The following is a 19423-nucleotide window of genomic DNA, read 5'->3' on the forward strand; positions in this document are numbered from 1 at the left end:
ATGAAGCTCATAGATTCAATCCCTTATGGAAACCCGAAGGCAGCCTCCAAACAGATGGAGTTCGTGACGGTCATGGTGGCAGGACAATTGCTTGGACTGCCGATCAGCCGTGTACACGATGTCTTTGTCGTGAGCGAGATGACGACCGTTCCTCTCGCACCGGGAGAAATCGCAGGCCTCTTGAACCTCCGTGGTCGGGTCGTCACAGCTGTGTCGTTGCGCCGCCGTCTCGGGTTGGGCGACACCTATGAAGGAGGGCGACGCATGGCTGTCGGCCTTGAGAACCAGGGTGAAGCCTATGGTCTGCTCGTGGACGAGGTCGGCGAGGTTCTTAAGCTGAACCCAGACGAAATGCAGCCAAACCCGGTTCATATGGATCGGGGCTGGGTGGGGCTGTCGCAGGGCGTACACCAGTTGCGTGACCAGCTACTGATCGTGCTCGATGTTGACGCCGTTCTTGCCTTTGAGACGGAGCGGGAGGCTGCATAAGCCATTTTCGTCGAGCGCATGTGCTTCATTTTATGTAATCCAGATACAGGAAGTTTGTCGTGAGCCTTGATCTATCCACCCCTGTTCTCATCGTTGACGATTACCAGACGATGCTGCGCATTATCCGCAACCTGCTGAAGCAGATCGGCTTCAACGACGTCGACGAGGCCAAGGACGGCTCCGAGGCTTTGGGCAAGCTCAAGGAGAAGAAGTACGGGCTGGTGATCTCCGACTGGAACATGGCGCCCATGACCGGCTTCGAGCTGCTGCAGAAGGTGCGGGCCGACGCGGAGCTGGGCAGCCTGCCGTTCATCATGATCACCGCGGAGGCCAAGACCGAGAACGTGGTCGCCGCCAAGCAGGCCGGCGTCAACAACTACATCGTCAAGCCGTTCAATGCCGATACCCTGCGGTCAAAAATCAGCGCTGTCTTTGGTGCGTGAACAGAACGAGAGCGATGATCATGACCTATAGAAAGAGCTATCGCATCGAGGCAAATCTAGGCGTTGTCTCACAGGACGAGGGAGTTCTAGATCGTCATTCCGAAGTTATGGGGATGCTGGCGGTCATCAAGGAATCAATCGTTCCTGCGAAGGAGATCTCGTCCTCCCTGCTGGAGGAGCACCGCCGCGACATGCAGGAGGCTCTTCGCCTGAAGGCGGAACTCGATTCGATCTACGAAGCGATCGAGCGCACGAAGAGAGAGATCGCCACACTCCGATATGCTGGTGCTCAGGGAAAAGAGATCACCCGGGTCACGGACGAACTCGGCGCCATCGTCACCGGAACGGAAACTGCTACAAATTCGATTCTGGCAGCAGCGGAAAGAATTGATGATCTCTCCAGCAATCTCTCGTCTAGATTGGCCGGAAGTGATCAGGACATCGCCCGTGAGATCCTTGATCACGTGATCAGTATCTTCGAGGCCTGCAATTTCCAGGACATTACCGGTCAGCGCATCAGCAAGGTCGTCGGTGCGATGAAGTTTGTTGAGGAGCGTGTTCATCACATGATGGAAATCTGGGGTGGCATGGAAAGCTTCAAGGATATCGAAACCATCGACGATGCGAAGCGCCAGGGAGAGAAAGCACTCCTGAATGGGCCTGCTTTGGCCTACGATAACGGCGTGACGTCCCAGGATGCCATTGATGCGTTGTTCAACTAGTCCGAGTTGAACCGCAGTCAGGACTACATGTGTTCCACGAGCCCAGCCTTCAAAGGCTGGGCTTTACTTGCATGGCAAGCGCGGCTTGAAGGAAAAGTTAGTTCAGCAGGTTCTGCACCTCTTGGGAGGAAATGAGGGTCATGAGCCTCTTCAAGCCGTCGTCAGTTATTGCAAGGACCGCGCCTCCACATATTACTGATGCACCGGTTAAACCATAGCTCAGCACATTGGCAGGCCGAAGGCCGCCGCTGCCATCTGAGAGGTAGCCCTGCATTGATCCGGCTCGGCTGGTATGTCCATTCTGAACCCTTAAGCCGGTGAACTGCCCTGCAACAAGATGAGGTATAATCCGCAACCTATCCTGCTTGTGGAAAGCAATGGCAAGCTTGCTGTTGGCCAGAGCAACCGCAATAGTGTCTTCGAAGTGAAGATGGGCCTCGAAGCCAGTGGTGCTCTGGGATGATCGAAAGTGATCAAGAATGGCGATCGCGTTCATATCGTCCAGGCACACGAAGATGCGCGAATGATTGTAGCAAGGGCCATGCACATTTGTGCCTACTTTAACTGCATGGGCTTTCTCGAGCGAAAGCGTTGCTTCAATCCAACCATAGCCTGCATTCTGCTCGCGAGAATCCGGAATGGCCACATTGTGGGCCCGGGATGAGAGTAGATACTGGCGCGCAGGACCTGCCTCCATAACCCCTGACCCGCCTGGATCCGTGATCCACCTTACTCCGCGAGCGGAATAAACGAAGGAAGTGCAGTCGTAATGCCCGTTCTCATGCCGTTGCTCGCCGATCGACGCGCAGAGATAGCTCCAGTCAGGCCTCTGCACATAGTTTCGAAAGGAAATGAGGCCTGCGTAACCCGATGTATAGAGCCTCGGGCCTAGAGGGTACGCCAATTCTTCCGCGAGTGCCCGGTCCGACAGGAGTTGTCTTCCGTACCCGGAGATAAGGCGTCGGAGCCAAGAGGCATGATGAAGGTTGCGCGGCGTGTCTCCGAATGGAGCAAGCATGCCAGCCGGATCTGTTACGGCGACGAGAGCTTTTAGACCATCTTTAAGGCGGACATCGAGAAGCTGTCCGAGGTCCTCAGCCTCATGTTGACCCTTGAGTTGCTGAGCCAAGATCATGCCGAGTGAGATTAACTCCAGCCGGTAGTGCTGGGATTGCTCATTGGATGAACCTTGCGGACCGAGGAGATGGTCGAAGCCGTTGCGCAATTGAGCAAGGGCGACAGATCTCCAGTAAGGGGAAAGGGCAAAGTTCCGGAGTCCGATCGAGACGCTTAGAAGAGCGCAGGCGATCCGGACCTGAAGAACGGAATGCAGAAAGATGTTTTGGCTCAGAATCTCGGAAAGCGCGAAACCGTGCTGAATGACCTCCGCAGTGAGTACGCGCAGCTTTTCTATAGATTTCTTCTTGACCGAGTTTGCGGCCGCAAGCAGTCGAATCAGAACATCTGTGCGTATGGAGATCGACGCAGGGTATGCGCTGAGAGGATCCTTGGGTTGACCCCATGGATTGGCTCGAGACCAGGAAACAGCGAGATCTATGGCCTTCTGTACCCCGCTCTCCTCTTGGTCGCGAACGAGATCCAGAAGCCAGGATAGGGACTGGTATTCCAGGCGCCACGCCGGCGACTTAAAAGGATCTTCAGTCCAGTCCGGCATTGAGGGCAAGGGCCACGCCTGGAAGCCGTCGAGAGTAAGCTGGTTCCCAGCAAGGACTGCCGATTCACCTTGCTGAACCGCTTTCAGCTTGTCGTGTATGGTTGGCGCCCGTGACAGGATCTGGTGATCGATCAGACCGTCAATCAGGTTGGTGTCACCAATTTTGATCCCAAAATTAGAGCTCGGCTGAAGCCGTCTGAAAACTTCGCCCGCAAGAGCGGGAGCATCGGAGCCCTCTTCACTGAGGATGCTCTCCAGCAGGAGATCATCACCCAGAGATGTCTCCAGTGGTGTCACAAGGCTGATCTCTGCCTCATCGCGCCAGACCTGAAAACCGAGTTCGACCGCTACGGCCTGATGTGGTGGGGTGAGTTCAATCGTGAAGCGCCTGGTCTGACGGATGACTGGAATGTCGATGTAGGTTCCGACTGCCGGTGAAGTTGGCAGATCGTCGAGTGAGGCGACGATTTCACCGTTCCCGTTGCGAAAAATGACACGCGCCAGAGCTCCTTCGGCACTGACACCCTGGTTAATTAGCTGACCTCGGATAAAAAGCGTTTTAGCCGGGACGACTCCATAGGCCAGCCACGCTGGCTCAGTCTTCAGCTGAATCCAGGAACGACGTGGGTTGTTCAGTGCCGGAGAAGAAGCTGCTTGCGCTAAATCTGCTCGAGCATCATCACCCGTAGTTTGAGCAACCTGCAGAAGCTTCGGGTCGATGATCGTGAAGGGATGGGAGTTGCGCCAGCTGCGGAAGGTAACCGAGATGCGCTTCGTTGGAGAAGGAATCAGAAAGGCGCAATGAACCCTCCCAATGTGGGCCTGATCGCCGCTTCGGTCGTAGTAGTCAGGTCCCGCGATGTGGGAGCTGTGAGGGTCGATCTGAGCCCTGGCCAAACCCGGAACATAGGCGAAGTCGATGCTTGACCCATCCTCGGTCAGGAAGTCGATACCAATGATAGCGAAATCATGTGCCGTCCGGCTTTTCTCTTCAGGGTGCCAAGAGATCTGGAAGCCGAGCTCACACCAGACGTCCTGAGAAAGGTCCTTGAATTCGAGTGTGGTTCGCGACCATCGATTTTGATTGGAGACGATAAACTGCCGGATTTCGGTTTCTTCCTGGGCTACCTCGTCGCCGCGCTCTCGAAGCGTCGGAAGGATCTGTTTGATATCGGCCATTCAGGCACCAGAATTCTAGGTTGGAAGGGTTTTCCGAGGAGGGACGCAGTACACGCGAGCGTGGGATCAGATGGCGTTGACAGATCCTATCGCGGCGCGGGCCTTTACTTCCTTTGGGCATGGGGAGGAGGCCGTCAATTGGACCTTCGCAGTTCGCCAGCGCCGCAGGCTTGGGCTATACGTCATCTGCTGGCGCGTTTAGCTTCCCGTCGCGACCTCCAGGAACAGGGCCATACGGATCAGCTCGGAGAGACTCTTGGCCTCCATCTTCGCCATGACGTTCGACCGATGGATCTCGACGGTGCGGATGCTGATGGTCAACTCGTGAGCAATCATCTTGTTGGCTTTGCCGGCAACCAAGCCATCGAGCACCTGCCGCTCCCGCTGTGAGAGAGATTGCAGCCGCGCCTGGGTCCGAAGAAGCTCCTGATTCCTGCGAACGCTCTTCTCGTCGCAGACCAGCGCAAAGCGGACCACCTCCAGGAAGCGGTCTTCTCGGAACGGTTTTTCAAGAAAGTCGATTGCCCCTGCCTTCATGGCTTCCACGGCTAGCGGAATGTCCGCATGACCGGTCATGACTACGACAGGAACGTTCAGCCCGCGCGCATTAAGGCGCCGAATGAGTTCCAGCCCGTCGATGCCGGGCATCCGCACGTCTGTGACAATGCAGCATCGCCCAGGATCGCTCACCTCATCGAGAAAGGCTTTGGCGGATTCGTATAGACGAACGTTCAGGCCAGCCGACACCAACAGGAAAGAGAGGGCTTTCCGCACTCCGACGTCATCATCCACCACATACACGATCGGCGTGTTCGACACTGGCCATGTCCTCCTTGTCGACGGTTCTCAGGGTAAAATGAAAGGTGGTGCCCTCACCGGGATTCGATTCAGCCCAGATCTTGCCGCCATGGGACTCCACGATCGTGCGGCTGATCGAGAGGCCCACGCCCATGCCGCTTCGTTTCGTGGTGGTAAAGGGCTTGAAAAGGTTCTTCAAGACCTCTGGCGCAATCCCTGAGCCAGTGTCCTGAACGCTAACCTGGACCATGGAATCGAACGGCACAGATTTTGCTTTGATCACCAGTTCGCGGCGATCTACGTCCTGCATCGCCTCGGTGGCGTTGCGGATTAGGTTGAGCAGAACCTGCTGGATCTGGACACGATTCACAAAGACCAGCGGGTTCTCAGACGGAAGGTCATATTCGACCTTCACTTCTTTCTCCTTGGCGCCCACCAGAGCTAAGGCGCTGGCCTCCTCCACAAGACGCTGAAGCTCTTCGATCTGGTGCTCGCTTCCTCCGCGGGACACGAACTCTCGCAACTGCCGGATCACTTCTCCAGCGCGCAGGGCTTCCTCGGCAGCTTCGTTCACGGCATGGCGGACGAGAGATATTTTGTCGCCTTCAACGTTGCTGAGAAGAAGGCCACACCCTTTCAGGTAGCTTGTAATGGCTGTCAGCGGTTGGTTGATCTCATGGGCCAGTGTCGAGCCCATCTCTCCCAGGGCTGTAAAACGGGACATGTAGGCGAGCTCGGACTGCAGTTCCTGCATCCGGGTCTCGGTACGTTGGCGTTCCGTCAGATCTCGGATGAAGGCCGTGAAGAAGCGCTCACCATCCGATTCCATCTCGCCAACCTGAACCTCCATAGGAAAGGTCGAGCCATCCTTGCGCTGGGCAACCACCACGCGTCCGCTCCCGATGATGCGCCGCTCTCCCGTTTCGCGGTAACGGCGGATGTAGCCGTCATGCTGCTCACGATAAGGCAGAGGCATCAGGAACTTGACATTCGTGCCGATGATCTCCTCGGGCCGATAGCCGAACATGTTCACGGCTGTCGCGCTGAAGGAGCGGATGATGCCGGTCTCGTCCGCCACGACCATGGCGTCGGGAACAGTCTCGAGAATGGACCTGAGATGCGCCTCGCTCGTGCGCAGGCGCTCTTCGCTCGAGCGCAGGGCGTTCTCGGCCAGCTTTCGCTCCGTGATATCCTGAACTGTCCCGATCTTGCGGATGGGCCGCCCATCATCATCGACCAAGGTGCGGCCAATGGCTGTAACCCAGCGCTCCTCTCCCGTGTCGGCACGGATGATCCTGAAGCTGCCACTGTAGGTTAGATCGCTGCCCGGCTGATCATCGTAAAATGTGTTCGCCATCCGCTCACGGTCGTTGGGGTGAACGCAATCTAGGATGAGTTCGCGCGTGACGGTCACATCCGGCGCCAAGCCGAGGATCTGCCGCGCCTCGGGCATCCACTGACGCCGGCCGGTGACAAGGTCCTGATCCCAAATGCCGAGCGCTGTTGTTTCGATGGCTAGGCGCAGCCTTTCCTCGCTGCTGCGCAGTCTCATCTCAGCCTGGCGCTGATCATGGATGTCTGTGACGGTTCCGACCCATTCCTGAACATGGCCCTCTTCGTTCAGCAGTGGGACCGCCCGGGTGAGCATCCAGCGGTACTTTCCGTCGAGGCGCCGGACACGATACTCAACCATTCCCGGCTCTTCCAGCGCGCGGATAGTTTGCCACTGCGTGAGAAGCTTTGCCCGATCGTCTGGATGAACGGTGTTCAAGAAGCCAAAACCTGTATAATTCTCGTTGGACTGACCGCTGAAAGTCTCCCAACCCCAGACCTTGGTGATCGCTCCGTCGGTTGCTGCGCGCCACACAATGGCAGAACTGGCCTCGATCAGAGCACGGTACTGTTCTTCACTTCGGCGCAGCCGTTCATCGGCACGCTTCTGTTCATGGATATCCGTGACGGTTCCAACCCATTCCTGAATTGCGCCATCAGCATCGTGAAGGGGAACGGCTCTCGTTAGAACCCAGCGGTATTGGCCATCGGGCGCAAGCACCCGGTATTCATTAGTTCCGGCTTTTTCCGAAGCCAACGTCTCCAGCCAGGCTGCCGTCACGCGGTCCCGATCTTCAGGATGAACAGCATCCAGCCAAGCATAATCACCGTCATTTCCAGAAGGCGTGGAGGGAGATAGGCCCCAACTCAGCGACCCATCGATGATTATTCCGCCAGCATCTGCACGCCATACCATTGCGGAGCTTGCTTCGATGAGAGCCCGGTAACGCTCCTCCTGAGTCTTCAGGGCCGCTTCTGCGGCCATGAAGCGGCTGATATCTCGGGCCGTAAGAACAAAGCTGCAGCCCTCGCCGGCCTTGGGGCTGATCACGTCAAGCGTTACTCGGCACAGGATGTGAATGCCATCTTTTGTCCTGCATCGGATCTGGTTGACAGAGTGCCCCAAAGTGGCTGCTGTGTTGAGATCTTGAAGGGGCTTTCCGCGAAGCTGTGCATCCGAGGAGTAGAGAAGGGAGAAGTGGCAGTTCAAAATCTCATCTGATCGCCAACCATAAATGCGTTCTGCGCCAATATTCCACGATATAATATTTCCTACCTGATTGAGGGTGATCAGCGCAAAATCAGTTACGGCGTTGAGAACGCGGGCAGGATCGGGACTTGCGTGAACCGCAGGCCCGCCGACGAAACCCTCTAACGCAGATGTATGAGTCATAGCCCCCAACCCAAGAGCTGCGTTGCTTGCAGGTTTTTAACGTATTGGCAATTGATCGCGCAAATCGGAAGTCCGGATCGGCACATGCCATATCGGACAATGTTCGGCGACTGCGCTCTTCATGAGGATAGCTGGCTGAAAAGCAACTGATTCGGTTGCGACATGGTAGCGCTCACAGGCGCAATGCAGTTTGGTTCTGTCGTAAGAAACGTGAAATAGAGTTGCGGGCAGTTTGTGCAAGCCGTCGGCTCGGACCGAGTTCCTGAGAACTGAATCTAGCCTCTGCATCCCGTCAGGCTGGCATCCATCGAGGCCAAGTCAGCCTCGTGCAAGGTTGGCGGCTTAAATGCTTCTTTACCATGTTTGCTCGGAGATTCCTGTGACGGCACCTGTCTATCTGTTCGATTTGGCATCGCGACAGGCTCAGTGGCTTGCCGCTCGCCAGACGACGATTTCCGGCAATGTCGCCAATGCCAATACTCCCGGCTATCGGGCCCGGGATGTCGAGCCTTTCGCCGATGTTCTGGACAAGACGAAGCTGGTCATGGCGGCAACGGATAACGGCCACATCGGAATTTCTCCATCGCGCGCTGAAGCCACGAAGGTGAAGAAGTCCGAGAGCTGGGACACGGTCTACTCGAAAAACTCCGTGAGCCTTGAGCAGGAGCTCATCAAGGCAGGCGAGGTCAATCGCCAGCACTCCCTGAACACGAGCATCGTCAAGTCATTTCACAGAATGCTGCTGACCAGCGTGAGGACTCCGTCATGATCGATCCATTGATTGCTTCCGGCAAGCTCTCCAGCGCCGGCCTTGAGGCGCAGTCGGCTCGCTTGCGCGTGGTGTCAGAGAACATTGCCAACGCGAACTCCACCGGGAGGGCTCCGGGTTCAGATCCTTATTCGCGCAAGACGATCACTTTTCGGTCCGAGCTTGATCGAACACTCGGCGCGGCTTCGGTATCGGTGAAGGACGTTGGCCAGGATGAGGCCCCTTATCCCGTCGAGTATGATCCCGGTAATCCGGCCGCCGACGAGAACGGCATGGTCAAGAAACCGAACGTCAACATGCTGATCGAAATGGCCGACATGCGGGAGGCCAATCGCTCCTATCAGGCCAACTTGCAGATGATGAAGCAGGCGCGAGCCATGATCTCCGCAACAATCGATCTCATGAGAGGCTGATATGATCAGCGCCGTATCCTCCATCTCTTCAATGATTGACAGCCCTGCGGCGGTCACGGCCGTTCCAGCCTTCAGCACAGCGCAGCCGGCCGCAGGAGCCGTCACCGGCGCCGCGCCTGTGAGCTTCAGCGACATGATGGCTCAAGTGGCGACGTCATCCATCGACACGATGAAAGCGGGTGAGGCCGCGTCGATTGCCGGTATCCAGGGGAAAGCCTCGGTACAGCAGGTGGTCGAGGCGGTGATGTCTGCCGAACAGACACTTCAGACAGCGATCGCCATCCGCGACAAGGTGGTTGCGGCCTATCAGGAAATCGCCCGGATGGCGATTTAAGAGGATAATGCAATGAGAGCGCTTGCGATTGCTGCCACGGGAATGAATGCACAGCAGCTGAATGTCGAGGTGATTGCCAACAACATCTCGAACGTCAACACCACCGCATTCAAGGCGGCACGGGCGGAGTTCACGGACCTTCTCTATCAGACCGAGCGCTCGCAGGCCATTCCGAACCAGGCAGGCTCAAGCCCAGTACCCGAAGGAGCCATGCTGGGCCTGGGTGTGAAGACCGCGGCCATTCGCAATCTCCACCGGCAGGGATCCCTGACGAATACCGCGAACCAGTTCGACCTCGCCCTCAACGGACGCGGCTGGTTTCAGGTGAACGCACCGAGCGGCGAGATCGTCTACACCCGCGCGGGATCATTCAACAAGAATGGCGATGGACAACTCGTCACCCTCGACGGCTATACCCTCAATCCTCCCATCATTGTCCCGCCCAACACACTTGACGTGACGATCAACGAATCCGGCGAGATCTTCGCGAAGATCGCCGGGCAAGCTCAGCCTCAGAACCTGGGACAGCTGACCCTTGCAAATTTCGCCAACGATGCCGGCCTGGAGCCCCTCGGCGGCAACTACTATCGCGAGACGCTGGCTTCGGGTGCACCGGCTGTGGGCATCCCGTCCGATCCCGGCTACGGGAAGATCCACCAGGGATATCTTGAAGCCTCGAACGTGGATCCCATCAAGGAAATCACGAACCTGATCTCGGCCCAGCGTGCTTTCGAGATGAACTCCAAGGTCATTCAAGCTGCGGACGACATGGCCGGAACTGTCTCAAAAGGCATCCGCTAAAGGCGGCATCCGGGTGACCCTATCATGAAGCATCTCGTTCAACTCGCTCTCGCCGCAATCGTGCTCTGCGTCGCAACCCTGCACGGTGCGTCTGCCGAGGAGCGTATACTCCCGGTTCCAGCCGTTACCATCTATGCGGGCGATACGATCCAGGAGTCGATGCTCAAGGACAGGGCCTTCCCGGAGAACTACCGCTACCGCACCGCAGTTGTTGAGTCCCCCCGCGTCCTGACCGGAAAGTTGGCGCGCCGGACTCTCCTTCCAGGCGAGCCAATCCCGATGAACGCGGTCGACGACCCCAAGCTCGTCACGCGGGGCGTTCAGGCTCAGATCGTGTTCGAGGAAAGTGGACTCTCGATCATGGGCGTCGGCATTCCCCTGCAATCCGGCACCATGGGTGAGACGATCCAGGTGAAGAATGTCGACAGTGGGCGGGTGATCACCGGGCGCGTTCAGGCCGATGGCCGAGTCCGGATTGGAGTCTATTGATGCTCCGCGTCATCCTCTTTCTCTTCACTGCTCTGTTTGCGATGCAGACTCAGGCCGCCACCCGCATCAAGGATGTGGCGTCGGTTCAAGGCGTCAGGGACAACCAGCTGATCGGCTATGGCCTCGTCATGGGCCTTCAGGGAACCGGCGATACCCTCCGCAACTCCCAGTTCACCGAGCAGTCCCTGCAATCCATGCTCGACAGGATGGGTGTGAACGTCCGTGACATCAATCTGCGCACCCGCAATGTGGCAGCCGTCATAGTCACGGCCGATCTGCCCCCCTTCGTCGGCAGCGGATCGCGCATCGACGTGACTGTCACGTCCATGGGCGATGCGACCTCGCTGAAAGGCGGCACCCTCATGCTGACCGCCCTGCAGGGCGGCGACGGACAGGTCTATGCGGTTGCTCAAGGTGCGATTGTAGTGTCTGGCTTCTCTGCACAGGGTCAGGCTGAGACCCTGACCTCCGGCGTCGCAACGGCCGGCCGCATTCCGAATGGCGCCTTGATTGAGCGTGAGGTCCAGGGCGGCTTTGATGCCGTCGGTGGGCTGGCCTTCGAGCTAAAGAACCCCGACTACAAGACGGCGACCATGATCACCGACGCGATCAATCAATATGCCCAGCAGCGTTTCGGTGTTCGTGTCGCGTCCCCCCGTGATTTCCGAACCGTCGTGCTACAAAAGCCGAAGAACATCGCAGCGACCCGCTTCATTGCCGAACTCGGCGACCTCGAGATCAGGCCCGATACTCCCGCCCGCATCGTCATCGATCAGCGAACCGGGACGGTCGTGATCGGTAAGAACGTGCAGATATCCACCGTAGCCATCACCCATGGGGCTCTCACGATCCGCGTGACGGAGACGCCCGAGGTCTCGCAGCCGGATCCCTTCTCGATGGGCCAGACCGTGGTGGTGCCGCGCACACAGATTACGGCAGCAGAGGAGCGTGTGCCCCTCGCGATTGTCCGAGGCTCGGATCTGCAGACCCTCGTCAAGGGCCTGAACCAGATGGGCCTCAAGCCGTCCGATGTCATCGCGATCCTCCAGGCGGTCAAGACGGCCGGAGCCCTTCAAGCGGAGTTGGTGATCCAATGATCTCTCGCATCACCTGCCAGAAAGTATGGGGAATGGCGGCCTGTGGCTTGGTCCTGGGAGCCATGGCTTCCGGCGTTGCTCATGCCCAAGAAGCGAGTACACCTGCCAAGAACAGCCAGTACTGCACCAATATCGCCGATGCCGCGTCGGATACGCGCTTTGCACTGCAGAAGCAGGCGCTTGCCGACATGGAAAAGGAAATCGAGGGCCGCATCAAGGTCTTGGAGGCGAAGCGCGCCGAGTACGAGGAATGGCTCAAGCGCCGCAATGAAGTCCTCGAGAAAGCCGACGAGACGATCGTCATGATATACTCGCGGATGCGTCCAGACGCGGCGGCTCTCCAGCTCATGAACATGGACGAGGAGATTGCGGCCGCCGTCATCGCCAAGCTCAATCCGCGAGCCGCAAGCGCGGTTTTGAACGAGATGGAGCCGGCTCGGGCTGCCCAATTGGCCAATGTCATCACCGACGCTCCCAAGCGTGAAAAGAACCCCGTGAGGCAAAATTGAAGCATCTTATTGCCATTGTCGGCCTGTGTTTCCTCGCCGCCTGCGCGACGAGGCCGGAGGATCTGGGGCGTGAACCGGGCATGACGCCGGTCGGCTCAGGCATCTCTGTTCAGCGCGAGCCGCTCCCGCATCTGTTCAAGGGCAGCGGCCCGTCCGCCGCAAATTCCACTTGGAGCAATGCCAGCGCCGACCTCTTCACCAGCCCGCGGGCCCGGCAGGTGGGCGATATCGTGACGGTGAATATCCAGATCGACGACAAGGCGGAGTTTGAAAATGCCAGCGACCGGTCGCGGCGATCCTCCGTGAGTGCCGGTCTCGACTATGCCTTCTCATTTAAGGGCTGGAACGCGGATGGCACGGCGGATGCAGGCATCAACTCTTCATCCGATTCGACAGGGCAGGGAACCATCGATCGCTCGGAGAAGCTGCGCCTGTCGGTTGCCGCTATCGTCAACGAGGTTCTTCCAAACGGCAATGTGGTAATCAGCGGCTCGCAAGAAGTGCGTGTGAACTACGAAGTCCGCGTGCTCAACATTGCCGGCATCGTACGGCCCCGCGATATATCGCCGAAGAACACCATCAGCTACGACAAGATCGCAGAGGCCAGGGTTTCCTATGGCGGACGCGGGCGCCTGATGGAGGTCCAGCAGCCTGCCTATGGGCAGCAGCTGTTCGACGTTCTGGCTCCCTTCTAAGCGGAATACGAGGACCAGAGAGATGGCCAAGACATTGGAACTTCCTGCTCCAGCCGACAGCGCACCCGCTCGAGAGGGATCGTTGAGGTGGCTCCTCACGCTCGGTCTCCTGACCCTGCTGTCGGCTGCGATCGGAGGCGGGTTTGGGCTCGTGATGGTCTCTGGCATCGAGAAACGCGTCGAGGAGAAGTACAAAGCCCTGCCGGAGAAGACCGAGGTCGCAAGCCCCTACGCAGGCGATATCGGGATCAAGAAGCTCGCTCCTGTCGTCACAAATCTGGCCGCCTCGAAGGAGGATTGGGTGAGAATTGAGGCTTCCATTGTCTACAAGACGAGCGAAGAGCAGAACCCCGATGTGATGGCCGGAGAGATACGGCAGGATATTCTGGCCTATATCCGCACCCTATCGTTGGCACAGATTCAGGGGCCGAGCGGCCTTCTGCATCTCAGGGAAGACCTCAACGAGCGCGTCAAATTGCGCTCGAAGGGCGTGATCCAGGAGCTTGTTCTCGAAACCCTTATCGTTCAGTAGGTCGGACGCAGTCTGAGTTTTCAAGCCGCCTGTTCATTTTCCCGAAAGACCATTGCCATGTTTCTCCGTCTGATCCTCATCGGCGCATTCATCCTCCTGGCGTCCAGCGCCAATGCCCAGTTGGCGGATCTTCAGGCTCTGCTTCCTTCAGGAGAAGGCGCTGTCAGCGGGCGCATGATTCAGCTTGTCGTTCTCCTGACAGTGCTGTCCCTGGCGCCGGGGCTTCTGATCATGGTGACAAGCTTTACCCGATTTGTAGTGGCGTTCTCGTTCCTGCGCTCGGGGCTTGGCCTTCAGAGCACCCCGGCCAACATCTTCCTGATCAGCCTGTCTCTGTTCATGACCTTCTTCGTCATGGGTCCGACCTTCGACAAAGCATGGAACGATGGGGTTCGTCCGCTGACGGAGAATCGCATCTCCGAGACGGAGGCCTTCACTAGGACGACGGAGCCGTTTCGGGATTTCATGCTGACGCATGTGAGGCCAAAGGACCTTCAGATGTTCAGTGACCTCGCAGCAGTCAATTATCCGAAGCCTGAGGAGGGCGAGAAGATCGACCTGCGAATCCTGATTCCCGCCTTCATGATCTCCGAGTTGAGGCGCGGATTCGAGATCGGCTTCCTCATTGCCCTCCCATTCCTTGTGATCGACATGATCGTCGCCACCCTGGTGATGTCCATGGGTATGATGATGATGCCACCGACTGTGCTGGCGCTGCCGTTCAAGATTCTCTTCTTTGTCCTGATCGATGGCTGGAACATTCTCGTGAGCGGCTTGGTGCGCTCCTATTTCTGATTTCTTCTTAATATTCCCATCCTCTCAGTAAAATTCTGAAAGGCAGCAACCTTCGCACAAGGTTGGCGACGCAAAAGTAGTCTCGATAACATTTATCAGTACCGAGATTCCTCATGCCTGGTCGTCAACACGCCGAAAGAATCTGGAGTAGCTTGCTGCTGCTGGGCCCGCGTCGCCTGGCTGCCCTGGCCGCCATCGGCCTTGCTGTCTTCCTATCTGTCGGTATTGGAGCCTATTACCTCAGCCGTCCGGCTCAGGAGACCTTGTACACCGGCTTGGACCGCGAGGATGTCGGTCGCATGGGCGCCGTTCTCAAGGACGCCAGCATCCCCTTCGATGTCAGCGCCGACGGAACGGCTCTCCTGGTCAGCTATGGCAACACGGCTTCAGCCAGAATGCTTCTGGCCGAGAAGGGGCTGCCGCACAGCACGAAGTCCGGCTACGAGCTCTTCAACGATCTCGGCTCCCTCGGCCTGACCTCCTTCATGCAGGAGGTCACGAAGGTTCGCGCTCTCGAGGGCGAGCTGGCACGCACCATCCAGGGAATGAAGGGAATCAAGGCCGCCCGCGTCCACATCGTTCTTCCGGATCGGGGCTCCTTCCGCCGAGAACAGCAGGCGCCCTCCGCCTCTGTGGTCATCCGCACCTCGCCGGCTGACGATGCATCGTCGGCGCAAGCCATCCGGCACTTGGTCGCTGCCGCCATCCCAGGCATGGCGGTCGACAAGGTGACTGTCATGAACACGGACGGTACTCTTCTGATGTCCGGAGACGATGCCGCCAATGCCACAACAGGCAAGATGGCTCGCCTTGAGAAGACGGTAGGTCTGGAGATCCAGGACAATGTTCGCCGCACGCTGGCCCCCTATCTCGGCACCGGCAATTTCGAGATCAGCGTGGCCGCCCGGCTGAGCACGGACAAGGTCAGCACCAACGAGACGATCTTCAACCCTGAATCGAAGGTCGAGCGCTCGGTCCGCACGATCAAGGAGACGGAGGTCGCTCAGAACAGGAGCGGGCAAAAGCCAACCACTGTCCAGCAGAACCTGCCGGATGAGAGCGTTCGCGCCGAATCGGGTGATAGCTCAAGCGAAGACAACCAGCGCCGCGAGGAGCTGACGAACTACGAGATCTCATCGAAGACGATCCAGACCATTAGTGACGGCTACCAGATTAAAAACCTTTCGGTCGCAGTGTTGGTGAACCGGTCTCGTATTGCCTCTCTGCTGGGCGAGAATGCCACTCCTGCAGAGATGGATGCCAAGATCACGGAGATTGAGCAGCTGGTTTCATCAGCCACTGGATTCAGCAAGACGCGGGGTGACCAGATCAAGGTCGCGGCTGTCAACTTCGTCGACGATGGCGGCATGTTGCAGCCGGTGCCGGGTCCGTCTCTGACCGAGATCCTCATGCGCCAGTTCGGCACGGTCGTGAATGCCCTCACCATCCTGGCCCTGTGCGCGATGATGATCTGGTTCGGGCTACGCCCTGCCGTGAGAATGCTGATGGCGCGCCATCAGGCCGAACTCGAGCTTCAGCGTGAGCAGGCAGCTGCCTTGGCAGCGGCCGAGGCTGAGGAGGCCGAGAACGAGAATGGAAGGCAGGCACTGCAGGCCGCTCTCGAGCGGGAGGAGCAGAATCTCATCGAGATGCCCCGCACCCCGCAACGCAAACTGGAGCAGATCATTGAGCTCAGCGAAGAGCATGCTGCTGCCGTGCTGAAGCAATGGCTCGGGCGGGAGGCTGCGTGATGGCGGGAGCAATCGCGAACCTGCTGGAAGACTTCTCGCCTGCACCCCGCAGCGAGCCAGTGGGAATCGGGATCCTGCGTGCCGTCAAGGCCGCTGCCGAGCCCGATCTGACACCCGCCTCACCGCCGGTGGATCGACAGGCCGAACTGATGAAGGCTGTGGAAACGAAGGTGAGGGCTGAGGAGAAGACTATTGCTCAGCGGCAGCTTGAAGACGCGATTGCAGCCGAAAAGGCTCGATATGAGGACGAGTTGGCATCGCAGCGCGTGATCTGGGTGGAGCAGCAGGCAGGCCAGCTCTCGACACAGATCGTGGAGGGTATCGGCCGGATCGAAGCTATCCTCTCGGATCGGGTCGCGAACATCCTGAAGCCATTCGTTTCCGAGGCTTTCCGGCAGCAGAGCATTGTCGAATTCAAGGAGGCGCTCGCAACGCTTCTCATGAGTGATGAGACAGAGTCCATGAAAATCACGGGTCCCGAGGATCTCGTGCAGACCATGAAAGAGAATCTCGGCCCCCATGGAGGCGCGATTGAGTTCCTCCCGGGCGATCATGTCGAGGTAAGCGTCACCGCCCGCGACACGATCGTGCAGACCCAGCTGAGTGCTTGGTCGGATCGGCTCGAACAAACATTGAGAGCTGAATCATGATGTCGAAATCGGATAAGCAGGAGATCGTCATCGTCAGGAGAAGTGACGATAGCGAGGAGGTCGTAAAGGGCGGAGCGTGGAAGATCGCCCACGCGGACTTCATGACCGCCATGATGGCCTTCTTTCTTGTCATGTGGCTCATCAGCCTGACGGATGAGGAGACGCGCAGCGGCGTGGCCAATTATTTCAATCCGGTGCAACTTGCGGAATCGACCCCGAACAAAAAAGGACTCGACGACCCGCAGAACGTGCCCCCCGACAACGAGACCGACAATACGAAGGACGGCAAGGAGAAGGGGAGTGGCGAGGGAACAGGCGGGAAGTCCCACCAGTTGCAGAAACCTCGTTTCAAGGAAGGGGCTCTTTTTCAGGATCCTTACGCTGTACTCGCCAGGATAGCGGATGAGATCGAGGCAACGCCACATGACACGCTTGGCGCCGACGTCACTCCCGGTGAGAACGACGTGCCTGGCCTGAAGGCGGGTGAAGCGTTTCGCGATCCGTTCGATCCGCTCTACTGGCAGGTTGCACCTGTTGAGGAGCTGAAGACGGACACCCCGTTGAAGCCGGGAACAGCGCCCTCTGCTCCGTCCAAAGCCGTCATCGATGCGATCGCGTCCTTAAGCGAGAAGCCGCAGACAGGCCACAAAGCGCAACAGCAGGCAATCGCGGGCAATGCAGAATCGCCTGAGGGACGGGCCACCTCTTCAGCAGGGACTCAGTCCGCTACTCCCGGCTCCGCTGCGGAACAGAATGCCGCCGATCAGAAGGCGGCAGATCTGAAGCGGGAAATTCTCAAAGCCGTTCAGCCAGCGAAGGATGTTACGCCTCAGCCGCATATCGAGGTCCGCCGGACCGGTGCGGGAACCCTGATCAGTCTCACGGACGATTTCGACTTCACGATGTTCGCGGTAGGGTCTGCGGAGCCGCACGCCAAGGTCGTGCATGCCATGGCCCAAATTGCGAAGATCCTGCAGGCCCGAGCAGGCAAGATCGTGATCCGCGGTCACACCGATGCCCGGCCCTTCAAGTCGGCCAATTACGACAACTGGCGCCTGTCTCATGCCAGAGCCCAGATGGCCTTGTACATGCTCGTTCGAGGGGGGCTGGATGAAAAAAGGATCGTACGTGTCGAGGGACATGCGGATCGTGAACCGAAGACCCCGTCCGATCCCAATGCGGATCAGAACCGTCGCGTTGAGATTCTTTTGCAGGAGTGATGACGGTGAAATTGTGCCTGCCCGCTGCTCTTGGGATGATCCTGCTGTTCGTTGCGGTTGCCGCCGCGAATGAGAGCAGCCGCCCTGCTGATGCTGAGGCAGAACCTCTCGTTGAGCAGGAGCCCAGACCGTTGGCGACGCCTAGCCCTCTGCAGATGGTGCGCACGCTGCACCTGATGCAAGATCAGATCGCAACGGGCTCCACGGAGGCCCATGTTGGGCAGCGAGGTCTGCTCAGCGTCCTGGACATCCGGTTAATGGAACTCGCGGCAGAGGTTTGGCAGAATGGCAAGAACGTTCATGCTGCCGTATCCTTCGTCCTGAGCGGCGGCAACCCTGGTCTATTGAGGAAGCTTTTGGAGCTGGGCTCCTCCGTGGTCACGGAGAACGACAGGCCTCTCGTCGAAGGTGCTCTCGCCTATGTCGAGGGACGGGAGGAGGCCGCCTACAACGCTCTGGTATCCCTGGACCCGCGCACCTTTCCACCGACCATGAGTGCGCAGCTGGCATTGGTGCAGTCTGCACTCGCTGTGCGGAAGGATCCTGCGAAATCCGATGAACTGCTCGACTTTGTACGCCTCCAAGCTCCTGGCACGCTCCTGGAGGAGGGGGCGCTGCGTCGACAGGTTTTCGTTGCGAGCCAGACCGGGCATATCGAGAAATTTCAATCTCTCGCAACGGATTACCTGAGACGCTTCCGTCACTCGGTCTATGCCGGCAATTTCCGTCAGCGCTTGGCCTCGGCATCGACGCGCATCGACTTCGGTCAGGACAGGTCCCGCTTCGACGGCTTTGTCGCGATGATGCAGGAGCTGGAGCCTGAGGCACGGCGTGACCTCTATCTCCTTGTCGCTCGGGCATCTGTCGAGCAGGGATTCGCCAAATCCGCTCGCCTGCTAGCCAGCAAGGCCAAGGAGCTTGCGGAGGGCGATACGGTCAGCATCGCACGCGCAAGGCTCTATCGCGCGGCCTCAATGATCACCTCACCTGAGGAGATCAAAGCCGCGGTCGAAGAACTCCACCAGCTCGACCGAGCCCTTCTTCCTGCCAGTGACGTGGCCTTGCTGGACTCAGCTATTGCAATGGCAGGGCACATCCAGACGATGCCGGGCGCACCGGCTGCTCTGGCTGAAAAGGCGAAGCCTTTGCTCACGAAGGCTGCTGCCGAAAAGACAGCAGACCTGAACACCCAAGCGCAAGGGCTGGAACAGCTTCAGGCTTTATCCAAAGCCCGTGACGCCTTGAGCCGCGTCGACAAGTTAATCAAGAATCAGGCGTCCGTAAGTCAATGAACCGTCTCGATCTCAAGCCCCAGACACCGCCGCGCCTCCCTGAGA

The 19423-nt window shown here is 58.3% G+C and carries 20 protein-coding genes; 17 read left to right on the forward strand and 3 right to left on the reverse strand.

Annotated features, from left to right (window positions below; all coding sequences use genetic code 11):
• The 3 genes from VB618_RS03995 to VB618_RS04005 are packed head-to-tail and all read left to right on the forward strand — an operon-like array spanning window position 1 to window position 1654.
• Window positions 1-489, forward strand: coding sequence for a chemotaxis protein CheW (locus VB618_RS03995; protein ID WP_329795233.1), 489 nt, complete (start codon window positions 1-3; stop codon window positions 487-489).
• A gap of 59 nt (window positions 490-548) precedes the next feature.
• Complete coding sequence (locus tag VB618_RS04000) at window positions 549-932, forward strand: response regulator (protein ID WP_329795234.1); 384 nt, start codon at window positions 549-551, stop codon at window positions 930-932.
• A 20-nt stretch (window positions 933-952) separates the two neighbouring features.
• Window positions 953-1654, forward strand: coding sequence for a protein phosphatase CheZ (locus tag VB618_RS04005; RefSeq protein ID WP_329795235.1), 702 nt, complete (start codon window positions 953-955; stop codon window positions 1652-1654).
• A 97-nt stretch (window positions 1655-1751) separates the two neighbouring features.
• Here the strand turns inward: VB618_RS04005 and VB618_RS04010 are convergent, their stop codons facing one another.
• From VB618_RS04010 to VB618_RS04020, 3 genes are all read right to left on the reverse strand, one after another.
• The gene (locus VB618_RS04010; RefSeq protein ID WP_329795236.1) at window positions 1752-4508 is read right to left on the reverse strand and encodes a heparinase II/III domain-containing protein; all 2757 of its coding nucleotides are present in this window, start codon (window positions 4506-4508) and stop codon (window positions 1752-1754) included.
• A gap of 198 nt (window positions 4509-4706) precedes the next feature.
• Window positions 4707-5327, reverse strand: coding sequence for a response regulator FixJ (gene fixJ / locus VB618_RS04015; RefSeq protein WP_329795237.1), 621 nt, complete (start codon window positions 5325-5327; stop codon window positions 4707-4709).
• Window positions 5293-8031: a PAS domain S-box protein gene (locus VB618_RS04020; RefSeq protein ID WP_329795239.1), complete on the reverse strand. Its 2739-nt coding sequence runs from the start codon at window positions 8029-8031 to the stop codon at window positions 5293-5295. The genes fixJ and VB618_RS04020 overlap by 35 nt, the downstream gene beginning before the upstream one ends.
• A gap of 346 nt (window positions 8032-8377) precedes the next feature.
• On the opposite strand from VB618_RS04020, the gene flgB reads away from it, so the two are divergent.
• The 14 genes from flgB to VB618_RS04090 all read left to right on the forward strand — a co-directional run bounded on the left by flgB (window position 8378) and on the right by VB618_RS04090 (window position 19378).
• Complete coding sequence (gene flgB, locus VB618_RS04025) at window positions 8378-8800, forward strand: flagellar basal body rod protein FlgB (RefSeq protein ID WP_442931639.1); 423 nt, start codon at window positions 8378-8380, stop codon at window positions 8798-8800.
• Entirely contained in the window at window positions 8797-9213 is a 417-nt protein-coding gene (flgC, locus tag VB618_RS04030) for a flagellar basal body rod protein FlgC (protein ID WP_329795241.1), read from the forward strand. Before flgB ends, flgC begins: the two co-directional genes overlap by 4 nt.
• Window position 9214: 1 nt before the next feature.
• Window positions 9215-9547: a flagellar hook-basal body complex protein FliE gene (locus VB618_RS04035; RefSeq protein WP_329795242.1), complete on the forward strand. Its 333-nt coding sequence runs from the start codon at window positions 9215-9217 to the stop codon at window positions 9545-9547.
• Between the two features lie 12 nt (window positions 9548-9559).
• Window positions 9560-10348: a flagellar basal-body rod protein FlgG gene (gene flgG / locus VB618_RS04040; protein WP_329795244.1), complete on the forward strand. Its 789-nt coding sequence runs from the start codon at window positions 9560-9562 to the stop codon at window positions 10346-10348.
• A 24-nt stretch (window positions 10349-10372) separates the two neighbouring features.
• On the forward strand, window positions 10373-10837 hold the full coding sequence (flgA, locus tag VB618_RS04045) for a flagellar basal body P-ring formation chaperone FlgA (protein ID WP_329795246.1): 465 nt from the start codon (window positions 10373-10375) through the stop codon (window positions 10835-10837).
• Window positions 10837-11934: a flagellar basal body P-ring protein FlgI gene (gene flgI / locus VB618_RS04050; protein ID WP_329795248.1), complete on the forward strand. Its 1098-nt coding sequence runs from the start codon at window positions 10837-10839 to the stop codon at window positions 11932-11934. Before flgA ends, flgI begins: the two co-directional genes overlap by 1 nt.
• Window positions 11935-11966: 32 nt before the next feature.
• Window positions 11967-12443, forward strand: coding sequence for a MotE family protein (locus VB618_RS04055; protein ID WP_442931690.1), 477 nt, complete (start codon window positions 11967-11969; stop codon window positions 12441-12443).
• Window positions 12440-13138, forward strand: coding sequence for a flagellar basal body L-ring protein FlgH (gene flgH / locus VB618_RS04060; protein ID WP_329795251.1), 699 nt, complete (start codon window positions 12440-12442; stop codon window positions 13136-13138). The genes VB618_RS04055 and flgH overlap by 4 nt, the downstream gene beginning before the upstream one ends.
• Before the next feature lie 22 nt (window positions 13139-13160).
• Window positions 13161-13670 carry a flagellar basal body-associated FliL family protein gene (locus VB618_RS04065; RefSeq protein ID WP_329795252.1) on the forward strand — a complete coding sequence of 170 codons (510 nt, stop codon included), beginning with the start codon at window positions 13161-13163 and terminating at the stop codon, window positions 13668-13670.
• Window positions 13671-13727: 57 nt separating this feature from the next.
• The gene (gene fliP / locus VB618_RS04070) at window positions 13728-14465 is read left to right on the forward strand and encodes a flagellar type III secretion system pore protein FliP (protein ID WP_329795254.1); all 738 of its coding nucleotides are present in this window, start codon (window positions 13728-13730) and stop codon (window positions 14463-14465) included.
• A gap of 113 nt (window positions 14466-14578) precedes the next feature.
• Window positions 14579-16216, forward strand: a complete 1638-nt coding sequence (gene fliF / locus VB618_RS04075; protein WP_329795255.1) for a flagellar basal-body MS-ring/collar protein FliF — start codon at window positions 14579-14581, stop codon at window positions 16214-16216.
• Window positions 16216-16866, forward strand: a complete 651-nt coding sequence (locus tag VB618_RS04080) for a hypothetical protein (RefSeq protein WP_329795256.1) — start codon at window positions 16216-16218, stop codon at window positions 16864-16866. Before fliF ends, VB618_RS04080 begins: the two co-directional genes overlap by 1 nt.
• On the forward strand, window positions 16863-18086 hold the full coding sequence (locus tag VB618_RS04085; protein WP_329795257.1) for a MotB family protein: 1224 nt from the start codon (window positions 16863-16865) through the stop codon (window positions 18084-18086). The genes VB618_RS04080 and VB618_RS04085 overlap by 4 nt, the downstream gene beginning before the upstream one ends.
• Window positions 18086-19378, forward strand: a complete 1293-nt coding sequence (locus VB618_RS04090) for a chemotaxis protein MotC (protein ID WP_329795259.1) — start codon at window positions 18086-18088, stop codon at window positions 19376-19378. The genes VB618_RS04085 and VB618_RS04090 overlap by 1 nt, the downstream gene beginning before the upstream one ends.
• The last annotated feature ends 45 nt before the right edge of the window (window positions 19379-19423 follow it).

The sequence above is a fragment of the Microvirga sp. CF3062 genome (genome assembly GCF_036314045.1).
In the GTDB taxonomy this organism is placed as follows: domain Bacteria; phylum Pseudomonadota; class Alphaproteobacteria; order Rhizobiales; family Beijerinckiaceae; genus Microvirga.